This is a genomic window from Deltaproteobacteria bacterium (assembly GCA_016208165.1).
Classification (GTDB): domain Bacteria; phylum Desulfobacterota; class Desulfarculia; order JACQYL01; family JACQYL01; genus JACQYL01.
The window spans coordinates 1-20,170 of the sequence record JACQYL010000046.1 but is presented as its reverse complement, the minus strand read 5'-3'; the positions used below and the strand labels follow the sequence as shown (position 1 = coordinate 20,170).

Here is a 20,170-nt window from a genome sequence, read left to right as displayed (position 1 = left end):
GCGGACCCACACGTGTGCCTACGGTTTGGGCCGCTTCCAGAACGGACCGGTTTTTCCGATCTCGATCATGGTCCCGATCATGTCCCGGGCATACTCGGACATGTGAGACACGTAATCCGGATCCAGACGCCGTCTGAAATACGGCCCGGAGAACAATTTGACCATGTCCGGCAAGGGAGTGACGCCTTCCTCGGTGTTGGGGGCAAAAGAAGCCCAGTTCCGGATATGCTCTTCCGACCGGAAGAGATTCATGGTGCTTCAGGAGTGTGCGATGTCTTCCACCCATTTCCAGAAAGGCACGGATACGTAGGCCATGTATGTTAGGGCCTCGGCGTTGAGTACCTTCCCATCCTTCATTTCCACCCGGAGCGGCCCACCGCAATCCAGGCAGGGAAAATCGATCCGGACTGTTTTGCCGGGGAAGAGCCGGCTGACCGCCAGCGACTCGAACCCTCACTGCCCGAACCAGTTTTGTCGGCCGTCGACACTGATGCGATACTGGGTGGGGAGGTTGTTGAAGGGGGCGAACGAAACGATAAGATCTGTTCCCGGATGCAGCCAGCCGGCGATGCGGGAGGAAAACAGCTCGTGGAGTCGTTTCCTCCCTTCTTCCACCGACAATCCGAGTTCGTGCGCCAGCTCCGTATAGAACGGGGCTTGGCCGGTTTCCACCATACGTTTCATGACGACATGGAAGGTCTTGTCCAACATGCTCGGATCACTCATATCGCGCTTCTCCTTTCTGATTGGCGTTGAGTATTCAGTATGGTAGCTTTCCCCTTCTCAGGCAACTAGATAAATGTACCGGCTCCTCAATCCGGTTATAAAAAAGAAATCCGGGGGGCTCGGATGGCCGGTTCAACCCGATTCAACTTGAATGTCAGGCAATTGCTTGATATGAAAAGGAAAAACAAAACTGCTGGATCGAAGCAAAAGGGAATGCAACGGATGAGGAGTCTGTTATGGCCGGACGAATCGTAAAAAGCGCCTGCAGGGGCTGCCACGGCGGATGCGGAGTTCTGGTGACCGTCGAAGACAACACGGTACGATCTATTAATGGGGATCCCGATAGTCCCGTAAATCGGGGGTGGCTGTGCATCAAGGGAAAGCGGTACCATACCATCACCCATCACCCCCAGAGGCTCACCCACCCGTTACGGAAAAAAAATGGATCGTGGGAACGGATATCCTGGGACGACGCCTATGACGAAATCACCGAGCGTTTCCTTGGGATCAGGGATCGGTTTGGAGCCGAATCACTGGTTGTGGGTTACGGCACGGGCCGTGACAACGAAGCCTTCATCTACCGTTTCGCCAACACCTTCGGAACCCCCAACGTGCTCACCGCCGGCCACATGTGCTACGGACCCCGTATCGCCGTTGGCATCGCCCGTTGCGGCAATCTGCCCGTGGTGGACTACGAGGGCGGACCGGCCTGCGTCATCGTCTGGGGGGCCAATCCGCTGGTCTCCAACCCGGACGAGTATAAAGGCCTGTACCTGGCTCAGGCCATGAAGCAGGGGGCCAAAATCATTTGCGTGGATCCCCGTCGATCCATGGTTGCGGGCCAGGCCGACATCTGGCTTCGTTTGCGGCCCGGCACGGACGGAGCACTGGCCTGGGGCATGATCGACGTGATCATCGGGAAAAAGCTCTACGACGAGGAGTTCGTGGATGCCTATACCCACGGTTGGGACGCCTTTTGCCGACGGGCTGAAGAGTACCCGCTGTCCTGGGCTTCCGAAAAGACGGGTCTGGCCCCGTCGGAAATCGAGGCGGCCGCCGAGCTCTTCGCCAATACCAAACCTGCGGGCATCCACTGGGGAGTGGCTCTCGAGCAATCCAAAAACTGCGTGAACACGATCAGCCTGCTTACGTGTCTCATGGCCATGACGGGCAACTTGGACCGGCCGGGAGGCAACGTCTTTTACCCCAATCCTCCGGTGTTCAACGCTTCAAGGCTGGGTTTGCATCGTAGACTGAGTGAAGAAGCCCGCGCAAAAAGACTGGGCGGAGACCGATTCAGGCTGGCGGACTTCATCGCGGTTCTCAATCCCAAAGCCGTGTGGGACGCGATCCTCGAGGAGAAACCCTACCCGGTCAAAGGGCTGTTTCTCATCAGCACCAATCCGGTTGTTTCCCGGGCCAACGCTCGCGAAGTCAAAGCCGCGCTCGTTAAGTCGGATTTCACCGTAGTCGCGGACTTCTTCATGACCCCTACGGCGCGGGAAGCCGACATCGTGCTCCCCTCGTCCACGTGGCTCGAACATGACTATGTAGGAGATTTGTGGAAACGCCACGGCTGGGTGGTGGCTAGGCAAAAAGCGGTCCAGGTGGGCGAAGCCCGCTCCGATTACGAGATCCTGAACGACCTGGGCAAACGATGCACCGATCCGGCTCTCTGGTGGCCTACGGTAAAAGACGCCCTCAACGAGATCCTGTCCCCCTCGGGTCACACCTGGGAAGAGTTCTGCGCACGGGGGTATTTGCAGGGTGAACGACGGTTCCGCAAATACCGCGAAGGCGGTTTTCGCACCCCGTCCCGCAAATTTGAATTCTCCTCCGGCATTCTCGAAAGGCTGGGTTACGATCCCCTGCCCGGTTACTTCGATCCTTCGGAATCTCCCTGGAGCAGCCCGGAATTGGCGAAACGCTACCCCTACCAGCTGATCACCGGAGCGCGCATCCCATTCTTCTTTCACACCGAGAACCGCGTTCCCGGGCCCCTCAGGTCCAAACGGCCCGATCCCCTCGTCGAGATCCATCCGGATACAGCGGCCGACAAAGGCATCGGTGAGGGAGATTGGGTGAGCATCGAGTCTCCCCGGGGAAAGGTCATCCAAAAAGCGGTGCTCACGGATCGGGTGCCCAGGGAAGTCATTGCCGCGGATCACGGCTGGTGGTTTCCGGAGGCCGAAGATGACCTGGGATGGGACCGTTCCAATATCGATATCCTGACGGAAAACGCATTTGAAAGTTGCGATCCCGCCATGGGTTCGACGAGTCTTCGAGTCTTGCTGTGCGACATCCGCAAAGCAGGACTATAAAGGGTAAGAGGTATGATCCTATCACGCAGTTGTCACAAAAAGCGGACCAAAGGCGCTCCGCACTGCCGGCCATGCCTATGAAGCGGAACAGACTTCGAGGGACCAGGTTTGCCAGACGAATCTACACTCCGCGTATCGTGGGGCTGGGATTAGGCTTCCTCTGCGTGGCGACGGTTTTCTATCAAAAGGCCATGCCCGTTCCGTTCTGGGCGGGACTCGTCGCGAACGGCTTTTTGTGGCCGCACATAGCGTACATATGGGCGAAACACAGCCGCAATCCGTACAAAGCCGAAATACGAAATCTGATGATCGATTCGTTTCTGGGGGGACTATGGGTCCCGTTGATGTCGTTCAATGTATTGCCCAGCGTCCTCATTCTGATCATGATGAGCATGGACAACATCAGTGTGGGTGGGATCCGCCTGTTTATCAAAGGGATGTTCGCTCACATAACAGCGGGGGTGTTGGCCGTTCTGATTTTTGGATTCGATCTGAAGCCCGAGTCGACCATGTTGAATGTACTGAGCTGCCTGCCCATGTTGACGGTTTTCCCCCTGCACATCGGCATGATCAGCCATCGGCTTTCACTCGAGCTGAGCCGGCAAAAAAGACAGCTCGAGTCATTGAGCCAGACGGACGGCATGTCGGATCTGTACAACCGCAGGTATTGGGAAGAACTTGTCGGTATCGAATTTCACCGATGCAAACGTAGCAAAGGCTCGAGTTCTCTGATCCTGATCGATATCGATCACTTCAAGGATATCAATGATCGATACGGGCACGCGACGGGAGATGAAGTCATTCGAGACATAGCTAAGCTGTTACGAGCAGGTCTGCGCCAAACGGATATTGTGGGTCGTTTTGGGGGGGACGAGTTCGGCATCGTCCTACCGGACACGGATGCCGGGGGAGCTTGCACTGTGGCGGAAAAGCTTAGAAAGAAAATCCAGGCATCCATTCTGCAGAACAAACGTGATGGCCAGTGTACGGCCAGTTTCGGGATCGCTGAAGTGGAAGGCAATATAAAGAAACACGGCGATTGGATCGAGCGTGCGGATCGGGCCCTGTACCGGGCGAAGCAGGAAGGTCGAAATCGCTCGATCCTGTTTGGCGACAAAGGAGGAAGCCGCCTGCCGTCGGACATCGTGGACGAATAGGATCGGCTTCCCCGGGCCGATGCGGACCCCATCTTTCAAATTTGGACGTCCCGCCCTTCCCAGTAGATTTTCCGGATTTCCCGTTTCAGGATTTTGCCCGTGGGGCTGGTGGGAAGGGAATCCCGGAAGTCCACTGACTTGGGGCACTTGTATCCGGCCAGATGCGCTTTGGCATAGGCTATGACCTCCGCCTCCGTAACGTCCGCCCCCGGTTTGGGAACCACCACCGCTTTGACGGCCTCCCCCCACTTCTCGTCCGGAACTCCGATAACAGCCGCCTGAAGGATCTTCGGATGTTTCGACAGGACGTCGTCGATCTCCGTGGGATAGATGTTCTCACCACCGGAAATGATCATGTCGTGCTTCCGATCCACAATGTAGTAATATCCCTCCTCGTCCACTGTGGCCATGTCCCCGACCGAAAGATATTCGCCTCGAAACGCCGCGGCGTCGGCTTCGGGCTGTTTGTAATAACCCTCGAACATGCCGGGACTTACGGCGAACAGTTCCCCCACTTCGCCCACAGCGCATTCATTACCCGCCGCATCGAGGATCTTGATCCGGGTGAACGGACGGGCCGCGCCGCAGCTACGGACCTTCCGGTACTGGTCCCTGGGACCCAGAAGGGTCACCGCTCCCGACTCGGTGGCCCCGTACCCCTCATAGAGTTGCGCGTGTGCGAAGAACTCGAGGATCTGCTCCTTGGTCGTGGTCATGAGCGGGGCGGACGAACAAAGCAGGGTCTTGAGGGAACGGGTATCGAAGTTTTCCTTGTCCGGCGCCTGCAGAATCAAGCTGTACATGGTGGGCACCATCGAACTGAACGTGACCTTTTCCCGCTGCACGGTGTCGAGGATCTCGCGGGGATTGAACCCACCCGAAGGATAGATCACCGTGGTGGCTCCCCAATACACGCTGATGGTTCCGAACCAGATCGAGTTCGAGTGAAAGATGGGCATGATCAGGAGTATGATGTCATCTTCGCCCAGATAGAACGTATTGGCCGCCAGGAGGATGTTCGACCGGTGAGAGCGCATGGCGCCCTTGGGGCGCCCCGTGGTTCCGGACGTATAACCGATGTACCAGGTCGTGGTTTCGTCCACCGGGATCTCGGGATCCGACGGACTCGAGGTCGCGAGCAGGGCTTCGTAATCCACATCGCCCGGGTCCCCGGCGCCGCCGAAAACCACCACGTCCCCCTGCCATATCCTCTCGAACCCGGCCCGCCTGTTCCGGATCTTGTCCCGAAACGCCGCTTCGTAGATCAGGGCCCTCGAGTCGGATTGGTCGATCACATACCCGATCTCCGATTCCGACAGACGGAAGTTCACGGGTACGGCCGTCATCCCGGCCTTGGCCAAGGCAAAGAGGATTTCGAAATACTCGATGCAGTTGTACGCCAGCACGGCGATATGGTCCCCGGGGCTGTAGCCTTTCCCCAGAAGCCCGTTGGCCAGACGGTTCACGCGCTCTTCAAAGGCCGCGTACGTGATGCGCCGATCCCTGAAGATAAAGGCCGTCTTACCAGGAAGCCTCCGGGCCGTGGCCCTCAACGCATCGCCCGCAACGAGTCTCGGCATGGTGATGTTCTCCTCTTGGCATTTATCCACGGGGGGAAAACTTTTGAAAAAGTTTTCCCCCCGTCTCCCCCCTTTCAAAACCGTTCATCAAGGCGCCACCCTTCGACCGGTTCGACAGGCTCACGGCTTTCAGCAAGCTCAGGGCAGGCTCCCGCGGGAGGCGCACCAAGTCGATTGCAGCTCGTGGGAGAGCCCTAACCCACCCCTATTTGAGCAGCTCCCTGGCGATCAGGAGGCGTCGGATTTCCGAGGTGCCGGCTCCGATTTCGGCCAGCTTGGCGTCCCTTAAATAACGGTTGACCGGGAATTCGAGCATGTAACCGTAACCGCCGTGGATCTGAACGGCTTCGTTACAGATCTTGGTGGTGGTTTCCGCCGCGAACAAAATGGCCGCGGCGGATTCCTTGCGAAGCCTTTGGCCCGAAGCACTGCGCTCGGCCGTGTCGTACACCAGCAAGCGGGCTGCTTCCAGATTGGTGTACATATCCGCTAGTTTCGCTTGTATCAACTGGAAGTGCGAGATGGGACTTCCGAATTGCTCGCGCTCCTTCGAATATTTCAAAGACGCCCGGAAAGCGGAATCGGATACGCCGAGGCACATGCCCGCCATGACCACCCGCTCGATGTCCAGTCCGGACATCATCACCTCGACGCCGCGATTCAATTCACCGAGCAAGTTCGACGCCGGGACCCGGCAGTTATCGAAAACCACCTCCCCGGTGGGAGATCCCTTGCAGCCCATCTTTTCCAGATTGCGGGATATGGAAAATCCTTCGAAGCCGCGCTCCACGACAAAAGCGGTGATGCCATGAGCCCCTTTGGCTTTGTCGGTCTTGGCGTAAACGATCATAGTGTCCGCAATGGGGGCGTTGGTGATGAACATCTTGGTGCCGTTGAGCCGGTAGGCGTCTCCGTCTCTTACGGCGGATAATTGGATACTTACAGCGTCCGATCCCGCCTGCGGTTCCGTGATGGCCAAAGCTCCGACGTGCCGGCCGGAACAGAGGGAGGGGAGGTAGTTCATCCTCTGGGTTTCGTTGCCGTGAGTAAAGAGATTATGAACGCACAGGTTGGAATGGGCCCCATAACTCAGCGACACGGCCGCGCTGCCCTTGGCCAGTTCCTCGGTCACCAGCACGTGAGTTAGGGGAGTGCCGTCAATGCCCCCGTATTTTTCAGAAACGGTGATTCCCAGGACTCCCAGGTCCCCCAATTTCGGGAACATGTCTTCAGGCCAATAGTCGTCCCGGTCCATCTTCTCGGCGATGGGAAACACTTCATTCCGGGTGAATCTCGCAACCGTATCCCGAATCAAGATCTGATCTTCTGATAGGCGCATGAACTCCTCCTAACAGGCCGTCGAAAAACGCGATCTGCGGCGTTGCGCTTCATCCCTCGTCACTGCGACGTACTCTATGTACGCCTCATTCCTCGGGATTTGCGTGCCTTGCATCTCATCGTTTTTCAACGGCCTGTAACAACCCGGCTTTTTCAACGGGCTGCTAAGGGTAAAAGTAACCGAACCTGCAGGATGGAACCGGACTGCTCGATAGCGGTCTTCCCTCGCTCGATGCCGAGCGGGTACCGCAATCGAGCCGCCGATCGTCGAAGCACCGCCGGTGTTGCGCGTGTCGAATTCCAACGCATTCATGAAACGTCCGTTAAAGGCGAAGTGTAACCTTTAAGGGGTTGGGTGTGCAAGAGACTAAAGCGAAAATCGTTCCTGTTCGCCTCCGGATCTTCGGCCTTTGACCTGGGTTCCTGCACGATTCCGGGAAACCGGACTTTGGAGATCCGAAGGCGATATTTATATCGAGCATGACATATATCTATCTTGACATAAGAAACCGTCTTGGTCTATTTTTCACATGGTTCTGTAACATGTCGACATCGAATGACCTTTTCTTTTCGTTCCGATCCCGAGGACTTGGCCCCATGAGATGGAAAGCGATCTGTATCCTGCTCGCCGTGGCAACGGCCTACTTTTTCTGCATGGCTTCACCACTCCGGGCCCAAGACCGGGCGTTGCAGCAGTTGGTGGAACTGCTCGAGCAAAAAGGCGCCCTCACGCCGGCGGAAGCCGAGACCATGCGTCGGATCATCGCGAGGGATCAACGGCTCCTCCTGGAAAAAGAGCAGGCTCTGGAACAGCGTGAACAGGAGCTGTTACGCAGAGAACAGGCGCTCGCGGAGAAAGAACCGGAACAAGCGAAGCCGCTCCCGTCCGAGGAATCCAAGCCCTCGCCGGGCGAAAAAGAGGAGACGGGGCTCGCACTTGAAGCCGTGTACGAGGAGGGTTTTTGGCTGAGGACAACCGAGCCGGACGTGTTCTCGCTGCGGGTCGGAGGGTTGCTGCAGACGGACTATCGTTACTATGACTACGACAGTGAAGATCCGGACCAGAACAAATTCGATATCCGGCGCGCGCGCCTGCTTCTTGAAGGCTGGTTGACCAGTCACTTTGATTACAAATTCGAGTATGAATTCCAGGGTGCGGGCAGTCGTCGTCTGCTGGACGCCTACGGGGACGTTCACCTGCTCCCCTACCTTTCCGTTCGCCTGGGCCAGTTCAAGGAACCGTTCAGCCTCGAGCAGGTCACCAAGGACAAGAACATTGTCTTTGCCGAGCGGTCCATGGGGTATTACCTCACTCCGGGTAGGGACCTGGGTGTCATGGTTCACGCTTCCGTGTGGGACGACCGGGTCAACTACGGCCTGGGTCTGTTCAATGGCGACGGTGAGGACGACGCTACCGGGGGAGACGTGGACGAGCCCGAATTCACCGGGCGGCTGGTGTTCGCCCCCTTCAGAGAGTGGGGCCTCCCCTGGCTGGAGGACTTTCAAATCGGCGGATCTCTGGGATACGCCCGCATCGATCGGAACAATGTGAATATTAACGTCAAAACAACGGGTCTCACCACCTTTTTTGACGTTGCCACCTCAGCCAAGTTCAACGTCATCCGCGAAGCGGACAAACGGTACCGGTACGGGGCGGAATTGGGTTGGGCCTATGGTCCGTTTGCCCTGGCGAGCGAGTATATCAAGGTCCAATACCGGGACATCACCACCAGTGCGGACCAGTTCGACGTGGACCTCGAGGATACCTACGTATCGCTCCTGTGGATGGTCACAGGAGAACGTCCGACCTACAAAAACGGAATATTTAAGGCGATTCGGTCCGAAAAGCGGAAGCGTACACTCTGGCGGTCAACTGGTACCTCGATCCCAACCTACGGCTGATTCTGGACGCCACGCGAACCGAATTCGATCGACCCCTGAAAATAGACCGGGATTCCCTCACCGGCGAGTCCATATACAGCGATCGGTAGGATGTGCTCACGGCCCGTTTCCAATTCGAGTTCTGACACATCTCGGAAGCATGAAGCATTTCACACGGCGGTTCCGGCCGTCGAGGCAAGGCCCTCGGGGTTCATGGAGGGATCGAGACGCGGCTTTTCGGCATCCGCCTTTCGGGGCGTGATGCATGGTTTGAGTGCTAGGTATTTGGAGGGGACCCATGAACCGTTTTTCCATTACACGGATGGCGAAAAAGGAGAAAGAAATGAGGAAGGGAATGGTAGGCTTCGTCCTACTGGTCATGGTCGTTTTTGCGGCCTCGCCGGCAATGGCTGCGTACGACCACCAAGGTGAGATGGATTCCGATAACTTCACGGCGCTGTATCCGGACAAGGTGGCCACCAAGTTGGATCACTGCGCGCTGTGTCACACGGGGGGAGAATACATTGACGACAGAGACCGAACCGTGACCGCCGGCAGCTGCCAGTATTGCCACGCCACCTACGGGTACGACGGCAGCGGCGACATCTTCGGAACACTGAACAGTTACGGAAAAGATTATCTGGCGAACGGACGGAACCAGGCTGCCGTGCAGGCCATCGAGGGGACGGATTCGGATGGAGACACGTACTCGAACAAGGCCGAGATCGACGCCGTTCGTTATCCGGGAGACGCAAGCGACGATCCGAGCAAAATCCCGGCGCCCTTTCGGGTGTATACCAAAGCTCAGCTGGAGGCCATGCCTCAGCACACTCAGTTCCTGTTGCTGAACACTTCCCGGTCGGGGGACTTTTACGCCGAGTACTCCGGGGTGGTGATGGAGCAGCTTTTAAATGACGCGAGCGCCCTGAACTCAGCCACGGGAATCCGGGTGTATGCACCCGACGGTTTCTCGAACGACCACCCCATTAACCCGGTGGACAGCCCCTCATTGTACCACGTCAATGGAGTGTATCCCGAGGCCGTATATCACTACCAAGCTCAGGCGGACCAGGCGCTGAACCCCGAGATCGGCTGGTGCGATTACAGCGCGCCTTCGTGCCAGGGACGAAATGACCAGGATCTCATAGTGAATCCCGATGGACTCAAACTGATCCTGGCGGTCAAGCGGGACGGGGCTTACATGGATCCGGGCGTGCTGAACGAGGATAACAGTCTGGATGGAGAAGGCCCTTTCCGGGTGGCGCCTCCCCAGAAAGTCACCAGTCCACCGGACCAGTCTTCGAGAGCGGAAGACCAGAACGTGATCTGGCCCTATACGGAGGATTGGGATCACAACGCCGGTTTCTCATCGCGATCCGCAACCATCATCCGGGTGGAACCGTTGCCCGAGGGCACGACGGACGTCAACATACTCGAGGCGGGATGGCAGTACGTGGATGAAGGCAAAATCCTGGTCTATGGGGCCCTCGCCGGAGGAGACGCTTGTCCCGTGGCCACCGCGGACTCCACCACCGCCGGTATCGTCGCCCCGAGCGTGGAATACATGGGAGCGCGCTATCAGGCCACGTTTACGTTCTATCCCAACCCGGAAGATCCGGCCGGTTTGTACTGGACCTTGGGGTCGGTCACCCCGGCGGCGGCCGGCGCGCGGAACACGACTTTCGTAGCCGTGGACGAAAACGCGAACATCGACATTCCCTGTATCCTCTACAACGGCGCCGTATACCACCTGACCCTCGCACCGTACGCGAATCCTTCGGATCCCAACGGAGTGTACTGGGTCCTGAATTCGGTGTCCGTGACTCAGTAGCACCCTCCCGCTGAACTTTCGAATCCCCTCCGCCCGGCCCGAATTCCCCGGCGGAGGGGCTCCTTATTGAGTAACGCACCATTCCCGACGTTTCCGCGAAGAACCGGTCCGAAAAGAAACACTCCAAAAAATGTTGAATTCGAAATCGGTTCGGTGTATATATCAAAGATTGCTTGGGGATGTAGCTCAGCTGGGAGAGCGGTACGTTCGCAACGTACAGGTCGTGGGTTCGAATCCCATCATCTCCACCACGTAGTGAATAGAGGCGTAATCTTAACGGGTTACGCCTTTTGTGCTTTTGGAGAACGGCGATAGAGCGCCGCTGGGCGCCATCTTGTCGGGCTGATTGACGGCGTCCCTTTCGCTGCCTGGAATCAGCTGACCGTAAATATCCACAGTCGCCTGGATGCTGGAGTGGCCTACCGTTTTTCTAGCCTACCATACAAATACTAGCATCAACTTTTTGTGGTGTGTCTGAAATCTTGCCCTCAGATGGCTTTTCTCGATTTCCCCTTGTCCTACCCCTCGGAATGCCGGGATCTCCTGCGCCTGTTCCGAATTCGCTGACTCAGGGGTGGATTCGCCGAACAAGCCGGGCAGCCTCTCTCTTGCCCTTCTCAGTCGTGACCTTTGGGATGGTAAACCGATGCTGATTTGTACCATGAGCACAATCCTCGACGATCGTCTTGTCGCGCGGTAAGGTAGGCTGGCTGCCTTGTCGCACTTGAGGATCTCCGCACTTACCTCCTCCGCTTAGGGTGCCTTGGCCGTCGCTCACAGGTGCGTGCTCTGCCCTTGAAGCAAGGGTGAATCTTCTTTGGGTGGAGCAATGCGCCTTCAAGTTGGGCGGCATGACTGATTGTCGTCATTGATATAACTGATTCTCACTATTGCAGTTTTCCTCATTTCCGTGTATTTATTGAGTAGTATTTTCCCCGCACTCCCATCACCCACAGTCGCCAGCTCAGTGGTCAACTTCATGGCAAGAAAAATGGCGAGTGTTTAAATGAATAACCCTTCCACCGGAGCAAATCTTGGTTTCAACCAGAAACTGGGGGGGAAGCACACAACTGCGGAAGCCGGTCGAAATTGGACGGGGGAACGTGACTACAGATTGGCTTTTCACAGAAGATTTTTGAGAAAGCCGAGAATAGAGGAGGACCACTGTGAAAAAACGAAGACACCCGCAATGTCTGAAGTCTCATTGCCTGAAATTAGCCCACCGTGAAGGGCTATGTGAGGAGCACTACGAAGAGCACTTGCGTCAAAAGATTCGTCACCAAGAGGCCTTGGATGCATTACATTTCTCGGTAGTTGAAGGGGATCCACTTAACGATCCTGAACTTAGTAAGAAATTGCGGACCCTCCAAAAATGGTGGCAGTGGGCTTGCTCGATTCTGAACCCCGGTTTAGAGGATGCAGGCATGGAAGACAAAGCGCAATATGCAACACGTTGGTGTATCGCGTTGGCGCAGGAAATCGTTGATGCGGAAATAGCAATCCGAAAAGGCGTGAGTCCGCCTGATTCTTTGGAAACGACACGGGAATGGGTTTGGAGCCGGTTTCGCGGCCTTGAAGCAGAACTGATGAGCAATGGCCTGAATCGCCCCGAATAACGCATAATTGAGAGTGACGACGGAGTGTGAGACGCTGCCTCGAATCCAACTTGGAATGCGCTACTTATTTTGGCCGTAATTCCCCTTCACCGGAGTAACGGTCAACTCCAATAAGGGCGGAGGCGGACGTCTTAAGCTCGTAGTGTTGGCTCTGGATGGAGTGGCAGCCATAAAGGAAAATGATGGAATCCAAGATTATTAAAGCGTTGGTCGTCTTAGGGGTACCCGGTGTAGCCTTGGGGGTCTTTTATCTGGTCCTCCGGCAATTCAATTTTCAGTTTGAGACAATTGCCCCCACAGAGACGGCGGTAATTGCAGTCATTTTTCTTCTCATGGTTGGGGGCATCACCTTTTATGCAATTCATCGGTGGGCTCCAGAGCGCAGAATACAAGAATCTGAGGGTGGGGCGCAGTCAACCGCCCACGATCGTCCGGATGTGCGTGTGAAGGCAACTTGGGGAATTCCCACAGGGATGGGGCGAAACGTCAATAGCGTGCTCTTTATCGATATACAGAATCACTCGGACCAGATTTTCTTCTTTAATTCGTTATACCTTGAACTGAGCAAGGGGAAAACAATGGTTCCTCGGGTAGATGCGTTCGATAGACCGGTTCCGGGTCCCACGAAGATTGATCCCGGCTCCAGCCTCAATGTTGCGTTGGATTTCCTCGAGATCACCGGAGCGGCGCTTGAAGCTGGAGACCTAACAATTCAAAGAGTTGTCATTCGTGACCAAATAGATAGAGTCTTTTACTCCTCGACCGAGGATATGCAGATTGCCATCCATAATATGAAAATGTGGCAGAAAAAAGCCTGACCAGATCAATTTTATCCCGATTAAGGCTCGACTTGACAATGACCGTTATGTCAATCGAGCGAGAGGCTACTTCGAAAGGACGAAGAATGACACGCGTTATTCAGGTGACAAAGGTTCAAGAAACAGCCCTGTGGAAAAACTTGCCTGAGAGAGAGGGAGAAGTCGCGAGCAGCCTGTCCACCAATGTGAAATGCCTCTGTGAGGAAGCCGCCGATCGCATGAAGGCTGTGCCTGCTTATGCACCCGAATTCACTTTGCATGACGATCGTCACTTACTCCGGACCACTGAACTGATGGGGCTTATATTGGGCGACGAAATGGCAAAGCTCAACGAGATAGAGTTGGCTCTCCTTATCCTCTCTGCATTCTTTCACGACCAGGGCATGGTATTGTCTGAGGACGAACTGAAGGCCTTGGAGGAAGATGAAGATTTTCGGCTTTTTAGGGACAATTGGCGCGTGGAACATCCGAACTATGACGAGACGGCCAGGCAAATGAACGCCCCTCACATATCAGAAGAACGCAAAGAACAGCTTGCCAAGAAAATTGCCGAATTGGAGTCGGCCTTGCTGGTTGATCATATCCGAGAGACGCACGGGCATAGATCTGCCGAATTCATTCGCTCAAAATATGGACACGACAAGCGCATGGAGGTGCAACACGTTAATCTCTCCCCATTTTTGGCGAATCTATGTGAGTCGCACACACTTTCCGCTGCGGCACTTGTGCATGAAAGGGGCTTTCGTTACGACGAGCAGATTGGAACATTCACTCTGAACATGCCCTTTCTCGCTGTGATACTTCGGCTTGCAGATATTCTTGATTTTGACCGAGATCGGACGCCAGAGGTGCTGCTCAGAAGTATTCATTTCACGTCTCCTGTGAGCATACTTGAATGGGAGAAGCATCGCTCAGTGAGAGGTTGGAGAATATCGCCCGATCTCATACAGTTTGCTATCAAATGCGAACATCCTGTTTATGAAGCCACAGCGCGGAGGTATATGGATTGGGTCGACAGAGAACTCTCAGATGCTAGAGAAGTCTGTCGCATGCAGCCGCAGAACGTTAGTGCCTGCCAATTAAATCTTCCTGCGGTTGTGGACCGTTCCAGAATCGAGCCCCTTGATGATGCTTATCGCTTTCATGATCTCCAGTTCAGCCTTTCGAGGGACGAAGTCGTACGCCTTCTCATGACTGACAAACTCTACGGAGGGGAACATCTGTGCATTCGTGAGTTGCTTCAGAATTCGCTTGATGCATTGCGTTACCGCAGCGCATTGTTTTTCGAAGCAAAAGTGGGATGGGACGAGGCAACGGTAAAGCTTCGACACTACGTCGACGGAGACGGATATGAAATTGTGGAGTGCACCGACAACGGTTGCGGCATGGATGAGGAGATCATCCAGAACCATTTCGTCAGAATAGGAAGGAGTTTTTATCGCTCGCCGGTTTTCGAGCGAGAGAGAAATCGATTAAGGAGATCCGGAAATGATTTTGATCCTTGCTCACAATTTGGAATAGGCTTCATGTCTTGTTTCATGCTGGGAGATAGGATCACCATCACAACCCGTCGCGATTGCGGACAAGGGCGGGGCTGGGGGCCTCCGCTCATCATTCAGATCAACGGATTGAGTGGGCTCCTTGTCGTTCGTGATGGCCCCCCCCATCAACCTGTCGGAACTACGGTTTCGATAGTGTCGCGTCAAAAACCATCATTCATTGACACTTGGACTGATAAGGTTCAACTCTGCCGGGTTCTCAAAGGTTACGCCTTGGCCACTGAGTTCCCTGTTGTTGGGCGATGTGAGGTTCCAGAAATCGAGGAGTCAGTAACCATTCCCCCAAGTTATGAGAAAGATGCAACGCTTATAGAACAAGCAGAGGTGAGGAATCGCATATGTATTGAGCAGGACCTTTCAGAGGTTTCACCCTCGCTGAGAGGGTTCGTCCGGGAGTGCTTCTTAGCAGACGACGATGGCCTGCCTTGTCTTGCCAACTCTGAAGCGGAGTGGCGCGGTGAAATGGTTTCGACAAGGAAGGAGTGGGGGTTGTATCTTCTTCCAGCTAAAACTGAGTGCTCCAAGGACGATGACTACGGGATGGGATTCGTGCCTGTGTGCACAGATGGAATACTGATCGCTGGCGCGCCGGGCCGCGCTTCATTTCGCAAGGATACTAGGCTGAGGCTGGGCGAGTCAACATCCCGTATTTCCTCTTTCTCGCCTGCGTTGATAGACGCCCGTGGAGAGCTCAAACCTGAAATCACTCCAGGGAGAACGCCTATAAGACCTTCTTTCATAGAATCAGCCCCGGGATGGGACCGTCTACGTGTGGCCTTCAAAAAGGGACAGGGATTACTTTGGGAGCAACTTTCAAAGTACCTCCTCAAAGGACTCTCCCCTGAAACCTTTTGGAAGCTCTCTGCTGTGCACGAGCTCTCAGTCATATGGATTCCTACACAAACGCTGTGGCAAACCCTCTCTGTCTCTCTTGCAAAGGACAGTGAGTCGGGCCACTGGCAACTGGTTCGGGAACTTGGAGACATGTCGATGCACCATGACAGTGAATGGACTTTCGTGCTTAGAGATCAAAATGGGTACAATGTCGGACCTGATGCAAGTCTGAGTGCTTGGGAGAACGAGGGGGAAGAGCGCCCAAGCCTTGGATGGAACATGAATTGGATCGTTCTTCTGATGAGCAGCCTTGATGTTTTGGGCGACAAGGCGACTCTATCTCCTAAGCCCCCTTCATCTGGAAGAATCCCTCTCGCACCGTATGCAAAATCCAACGGGATTGGCGTCAGCATGTTTCTTCTTGACTATGTTGGCAATGCGAGTGATGCCTTGGCTGTTCAGACACCATACCCAACTGCGAACCGAAATCACGTCCTCTCAAAACTTTATCACGATTCCTTCCCGACAAGCACCCCTACACTCATAGCGAGTTTCGCTGAATCCTTCGTGCACTGCATCTCAGAATCAGTCAGCACGAAGGATCGGACCCCCTCGCTGGATGAACCAGGCTACTGGCAGAAACGTGTGGGCCACCTCTTTTTCTCCGTGCCATGGGATCAGTATGACAAATCTCTACGGCCGCCGTACAGACTATGGACGGCGGACAGGGGATGGTTCTGTTTTGAGGAAGAGGACTTTGCAAGGTGGCGAGACTCACCGGCGCGCATCGGGTGACCGGAAGGAGTATACCCCGAACATGACTTTCCATGGGAATGAACACTCGCCGCAGAGGAATTCACTGCCAGGAAAGTGTCTAATCGAACTCTGAAAAATCGGATTGGTACGCTCCCCTTCTGAGTACACCTCATTGCTCACAGGAGGGATCTGCATAACAAGTCGGGATACCACGTAGGTTTGTGGTGTGAGCAGTGTCTGAGAAGCTGAAGATGGTTAGTTACCACCAGTCTTTTATTTTGTTTAAAGAATAGATGATTTACCCGATATGATTTGTGTGCCGACAGGACCATTATTTGATGCAATTATCGTGCTGCAAATCCTACCTCCGACCGATTGGATCTTGACCGCCGATGGCAGCTGCAAGATATACACCAGCATGTGCCCTTTACCTACGACCTCGAGCCGAGCTAGGCGAGATCCCACCTCCAAGTGTGAGTGTAAGGAGATTCCAACGGGGATTGAAATCTCACAGTGTTGACTCCGCACGAGGTCTGTTAGCTCACAACAAATGCTACTTCAGGCGTTGTAAAAAACCAAAAAGTAGACTTATGTTGCCAAACCGGAGAACTAGTCAAAGAGAGGTAATAAAGCATGGAATCCAATCCAGCCGTCAATAAGTATAACCAAGGAGGCAACACCAAACACGGGCAGTACGTCTGCTTGGTCTGCGGCTTTAATATGATCGGCTTTCATCCCGAGCGTTGCCCATTTTGTGGTGCGGCAAGGAAGAATTTCATCACCTCTGAGGAATGCTCGGCCCGCTACCAGGTGGTGCAAACTCCGGTGGGCGAGAAGGTGACGAGGCTGAATTCCACTCCACCGCTCGGCCTTGAACATGCCGCATACCATATCGAAACCAGCGGCGGCACCTGTTGGATTGACTGTCCTTCATCTTTTGATTCCTCTCTGAAACAGGCGGACAAGATTTTTTTCACGCACCACCATTTCCTCGGCGCGTCCAATCAATACAGGGAACGCTTCACCGCCGAGATACACATCCATCGCAACGACTCGGTTCACGAGATCTGCCGCCCCTTCACTTTCGATATCACCTTTGAAGGGAACTTTCGCCATGAGGGCATCGAAGCTTTCCATATTGATGGCCACACCCCTGGCTTTACGTTCTATATTTTCGAAGATCTGCTTTTCATTTGTGACTACGTCTTTCTTCAAGATGAGAGCATGAAGTACAATCCTTTTGGCCCCGTAGGCCAAACCGTCGAAGGAGGTAGGCGAATCCACGAAATTCTCGAAGGACGGCCCCTCAGTACTGTCTGCGGTTACAATTACGTCTGCGCATACGATGATTGGAAACGACGGTTCGCCGCCGGGCCGCTGTTTAGCGGATTCTGAGAAAGTATAGCCCTCGATAGGGATAGGTCCGATCCGCAAAGTACGTCTTGTTTTGATGTCATTTACCCCGTGTTCCAGCAGAGCACTTTCTTCTATAGGAGGATACGACAATGGAGATAGACGCGATTCTCTGGCGTCGCTTGGACACCGCCGGTCACGACGCCTGCCGCCTGGTGACAGACGACGGCGCCCGGCGACTCGAGGGCGCAGCGGTGTTTGAGTACGAAGGTGTTCCGGCATATTTTGCCTATGACGTGGACTGTGACGAAGAGTGGCGGACGCGGGAGGGTTTCATCCGCGGCTGGCTGGGAGCGCGCCGCTTCGATTTCCGGATTGCGCGAACGCAAGATGCCGTTTGGACGCTCAACGGCCGGGTCGTTCCCGGCTTGGACGGGTGCGTCGATCTGGACCTCGAGTTCACCCCGGCCACGAATTTGTTCCAGTTGCGGCGCATAGCACTCGAGGTCGGACAGGCCGCTGATCTTGCGGTGGCATGGCTGGATGTGCATGTTGGAGCCTTCGACGTACTTCAACAGCGCTATGAGCGGCGTGGCGCAGAGGTATACTGGTACGAGGCTCCACGATTCGGCTACTTCGCTCTCCTTCAGGTTAGCGCGGTGGGTTTCGTGGAGAGGTATCCAAACCTATGGGAAGCAGAGGCCCGATCAAAAGGACGAGCTGTCGTCTGACGACCGCGTGCACGGGACGAAGAAGACCATTAACCCAAAATCGGGCGTTTGAGTTATCCGCTTGTTAAGGCTATACTGTCCAAGATTTTTCTCGAAGCTGCGAACAGGAGGAAATGAAGCGTCTTATTAGGTATCCCTGCTGAAAAAGAAATCGTGGAAATCGGTCCGGAGTGGGACAACCGCCCCGGAAATCATCCTTGCTCGAATAAGCACTTCCTCAGAGGAGACCGTGATGAGTGAACCGAACGAAGCGAAAACCTCCAGGTCCACCAAAGCCCTCGACGCGTCCAACCAGGTTTTTCCCCGTCTTATCGAGTATTACAAGCGTGCGTACAAAGCCAAGTCAACGGGTTCGAGCCAAATCGTGTATCACACGGGCAATGATCCCATCGAGATCGACTATGCCATGGGTCTTATCCCCATGTTTCCTGAAAACTTTTCCGCGGCCTGCGGAGCCGTTCAACTGGCCCGTGTCCTGATCGACGTGTCCGAAAACATGGGCGCTCCGGAAGATCTCTGCTCCTATTTTAAAACGCATTACGGTTTCATGAAGGGAACGTTCCCCGACGGCGTAAACCAAGCATTGAAGCGGATCCGTCTGCCGGACCCCGATCTGGTGGTGTCCAACAAGAACCTCTGCCGGCTGCATCCCCTGTGGATGAAGATTGCGGCGGAACATTACGGGGTCCCTTATTTTTCCATGGACGCGCCCGTTATGCCGCCCCGATACCAGAACAATGAAACGGCGTTTGAAGGCTTGTGGGGCGCGCACTACCGATACAAGGTAGGACCCGAGGCTCTGGACTATTGCGTGGCCCAGCTCGAGGAATACATTGCGTTTCTGGAAGCGCACACGGGCCGACGAATGGATTGGGATCGATTGCGCGAAGTGGTGGCATGCGCGGCTGAGCTGAACGAGTTGTTTCAACGCATTCTCGAACTCCGTCAGACCGTCCCGTGTCCGGTGGGCGGCGAGGACCTCAATACGCTGGTGTTTTTCCCCGTGTGCCTGGCGGGAACCCAGGAGGCGGTGGATGTGATCCGAGCCGCATTGACGGAGATCGAACAGCGGGTGGACGCAGGCCGAGGAGTGCTTCCGGAGGAACGTTTCCGGCTCATTTTCGACGGCATACCTCCCTGGTTCAACATGGGACTGTTTAACTACTTCCACAAATTCGGAGCCGTCAGCGTCGAGGAGGCGTATCCCAGGGCCTGGGTGGGCCGACTGGACCCCGAAAAACCCCTCGAGTCGCTGGCCGTCAAATACATGTTGTCCATGAACGCCACGGCCACCTACAGCGCGGTCAGCGAGCGCATCCAGGATCGTGTGCGGTCGTACCATGTGGACGGCGCCATCCTGTGGAACCTGCACACGTGCCGCCTGGTGAGCTGCATCGGGTTTCCCCGGGTCCAGACTAGTTTCGAACGGGACTGCGGCATTCCCGCCCTGTTGTTGGATTCGGATCAGGTGGACCCCCGGCGGTACAACGAAGCCCTGGTTCTCGGCAGGATCGACGCGTTCATGGAGATGCTCGAGCAGCGGAAATACGGGGGTCAAGTCGGGCGCATATCGGAGTGACAGTCGGCCGGGGGAATAAGATTCCCCCGGACCCCCTGTGCGGACTCCGTTCCGCCGAGGCGGAACGGAGTCGTCATGCCGAGTTGGCTT

The 20,170-nt window shown here is 55.2% G+C and carries 14 protein-coding genes and 1 tRNA gene; 11 read left to right on the top strand and 4 right to left on the bottom strand.

The window, feature by feature from the left end; genetic code table 11:
* Positions 1 to 18 precede the first annotated feature (18 nt).
* Positions 19 to 252 carry a hypothetical protein gene (locus HY788_09640; GenBank protein ID MBI4774424.1) on the bottom strand — a complete coding sequence of 78 codons (234 nt, stop codon included), beginning with the start codon at positions 250 to 252 and terminating at the stop codon, positions 19 to 21.
* A gap of 201 nt (positions 253 to 453) precedes the next feature.
* Positions 454 to 726 carry a hypothetical protein gene (locus HY788_09635; protein MBI4774423.1) on the bottom strand — a complete coding sequence of 91 codons (273 nt, stop codon included), beginning with the start codon at positions 724 to 726 and terminating at the stop codon, positions 454 to 456.
* Positions 727 to 962: 236 nt separating this feature from the next.
* Here HY788_09635 and HY788_09630 point away from each other — a divergent pair, with 236 nt between their 5' ends.
* Positions 963 to 3,047 (top strand): molybdopterin-dependent oxidoreductase, encoded by a 2,085-nt coding sequence (locus HY788_09630; protein MBI4774422.1) that lies wholly within the window; start codon positions 963 to 965, stop codon positions 3,045 to 3,047.
* A gap of 77 nt (positions 3,048 to 3,124) precedes the next feature.
* Positions 3,125 to 4,204, top strand: coding sequence for a diguanylate cyclase (locus HY788_09625; protein ID MBI4774421.1), 1,080 nt, complete (start codon positions 3,125 to 3,127; stop codon positions 4,202 to 4,204).
* A gap of 35 nt (positions 4,205 to 4,239) precedes the next feature.
* On the opposite strand, the gene HY788_09620 is transcribed toward HY788_09625, so the two are convergent.
* Positions 4,240 to 5,784, bottom strand: a complete 1,545-nt coding sequence (locus HY788_09620; protein MBI4774420.1) for a long-chain-fatty-acid--CoA ligase — start codon at positions 5,782 to 5,784, stop codon at positions 4,240 to 4,242.
* A gap of 205 nt (positions 5,785 to 5,989) precedes the next feature.
* Positions 5,990 to 7,123, bottom strand: a complete 1,134-nt coding sequence (locus HY788_09615) for an acyl-CoA dehydrogenase family protein (protein ID MBI4774419.1) — start codon at positions 7,121 to 7,123, stop codon at positions 5,990 to 5,992.
* Positions 7,124 to 7,719: 596 nt separating this feature from the next.
* Here HY788_09615 and HY788_09610 point away from each other — a divergent pair.
* From HY788_09610 to HY788_09570, 9 genes are all read left to right on the top strand, one after another.
* On the top strand, positions 7,720 to 9,024 hold the full coding sequence (locus tag HY788_09610; GenBank protein ID MBI4774418.1) for a hypothetical protein: 1,305 nt from the start codon (positions 7,720 to 7,722) through the stop codon (positions 9,022 to 9,024).
* A gap of 277 nt (positions 9,025 to 9,301) precedes the next feature.
* The gene (locus HY788_09605; GenBank protein MBI4774417.1) at positions 9,302 to 10,834 is read left to right on the top strand and encodes a hypothetical protein; all 1,533 of its coding nucleotides are present in this window, start codon (positions 9,302 to 9,304) and stop codon (positions 10,832 to 10,834) included.
* A gap of 175 nt (positions 10,835 to 11,009) precedes the next feature.
* Positions 11,010 to 11,085 (top strand) — tRNA-Ala (locus HY788_09600).
* Positions 11,086 to 12,000: 915 nt separating this feature from the next.
* On the top strand, positions 12,001 to 12,450 hold the full coding sequence (locus HY788_09595; protein ID MBI4774416.1) for a hypothetical protein: 450 nt from the start codon (positions 12,001 to 12,003) through the stop codon (positions 12,448 to 12,450).
* Positions 12,451 to 12,629: 179 nt separating this feature from the next.
* Positions 12,630 to 13,268, top strand: coding sequence for a hypothetical protein (locus HY788_09590; protein ID MBI4774415.1), 639 nt, complete (start codon positions 12,630 to 12,632; stop codon positions 13,266 to 13,268).
* A gap of 86 nt (positions 13,269 to 13,354) precedes the next feature.
* Positions 13,355 to 16,456: an ATP-binding protein gene (locus tag HY788_09585; GenBank protein ID MBI4774414.1), complete on the top strand. Its 3,102-nt coding sequence runs from the start codon at positions 13,355 to 13,357 to the stop codon at positions 16,454 to 16,456.
* Between the two features lie 594 nt (positions 16,457 to 17,050).
* Positions 17,051 to 17,812, top strand: coding sequence for an MBL fold metallo-hydrolase (locus tag HY788_09580; protein MBI4774413.1), 762 nt, complete (start codon positions 17,051 to 17,053; stop codon positions 17,810 to 17,812).
* Between the two features lie 110 nt (positions 17,813 to 17,922).
* A complete protein-coding gene (locus HY788_09575; GenBank protein ID MBI4774412.1) occupies positions 17,923 to 18,501 on the top strand; it encodes a putative glycolipid-binding domain-containing protein in 579 nt (192 codons plus the stop codon).
* A gap of 232 nt (positions 18,502 to 18,733) precedes the next feature.
* Positions 18,734 to 20,080, top strand: a complete 1,347-nt coding sequence (locus HY788_09570; GenBank protein ID MBI4774411.1) for a 2-hydroxyacyl-CoA dehydratase — start codon at positions 18,734 to 18,736, stop codon at positions 20,078 to 20,080.
* Positions 20,081 to 20,170: the final 90 nt, after the last annotated feature.

What these genes read in the sequence shown, in the direction of transcription:
- HY788_09620 (MBI4774420.1), bottom strand. Translation starts at nt 5,784, where the DNA reads ATGCCGAGACTCGTTGCGGGCGATGCGTTGAGGGCCACGGCCCGGAGG.
- HY788_09635 (MBI4774423.1), bottom strand. Translation starts at nt 726, where the DNA reads ATGAGTGATCCGAGCATGTTGGACAAGACCTTCCATGTCGTCATGAAA.
- HY788_09585 (MBI4774414.1), top strand. Translation starts at nt 13,355, where the DNA reads ATGACACGCGTTATTCAGGTGACAAAGGTTCAAGAAACAGCCCTGTGG.
- HY788_09605 (MBI4774417.1), top strand. Translation starts at nt 9,302, where the DNA reads ATGAACCGTTTTTCCATTACACGGATGGCGAAAAAGGAGAAAGAAATG.
- HY788_09575 (MBI4774412.1), top strand. Translation starts at nt 17,923, where the DNA reads ATGGAGATAGACGCGATTCTCTGGCGTCGCTTGGACACCGCCGGTCAC.
- HY788_09640 (MBI4774424.1), bottom strand. Translation starts at nt 252, where the DNA reads ATGAATCTCTTCCGGTCGGAAGAGCATATCCGGAACTGGGCTTCTTTT.
- HY788_09630 (MBI4774422.1), top strand. Translation starts at nt 963, where the DNA reads ATGGCCGGACGAATCGTAAAAAGCGCCTGCAGGGGCTGCCACGGCGGA.
- HY788_09615 (MBI4774419.1), bottom strand. Translation starts at nt 7,123, where the DNA reads ATGCGCCTATCAGAAGATCAGATCTTGATTCGGGATACGGTTGCGAGA.
- HY788_09580 (MBI4774413.1), top strand. Translation starts at nt 17,051, where the DNA reads ATGGAATCCAATCCAGCCGTCAATAAGTATAACCAAGGAGGCAACACC.
- HY788_09570 (MBI4774411.1), top strand. Translation starts at nt 18,734, where the DNA reads ATGAGTGAACCGAACGAAGCGAAAACCTCCAGGTCCACCAAAGCCCTC.
- HY788_09625 (MBI4774421.1), top strand. Translation starts at nt 3,125, where the DNA reads ATGAAGCGGAACAGACTTCGAGGGACCAGGTTTGCCAGACGAATCTAC.
- HY788_09590 (MBI4774415.1), top strand. Translation starts at nt 12,630, where the DNA reads ATGATGGAATCCAAGATTATTAAAGCGTTGGTCGTCTTAGGGGTACCC.
- HY788_09610 (MBI4774418.1), top strand. Translation starts at nt 7,720, where the DNA reads ATGAGATGGAAAGCGATCTGTATCCTGCTCGCCGTGGCAACGGCCTAC.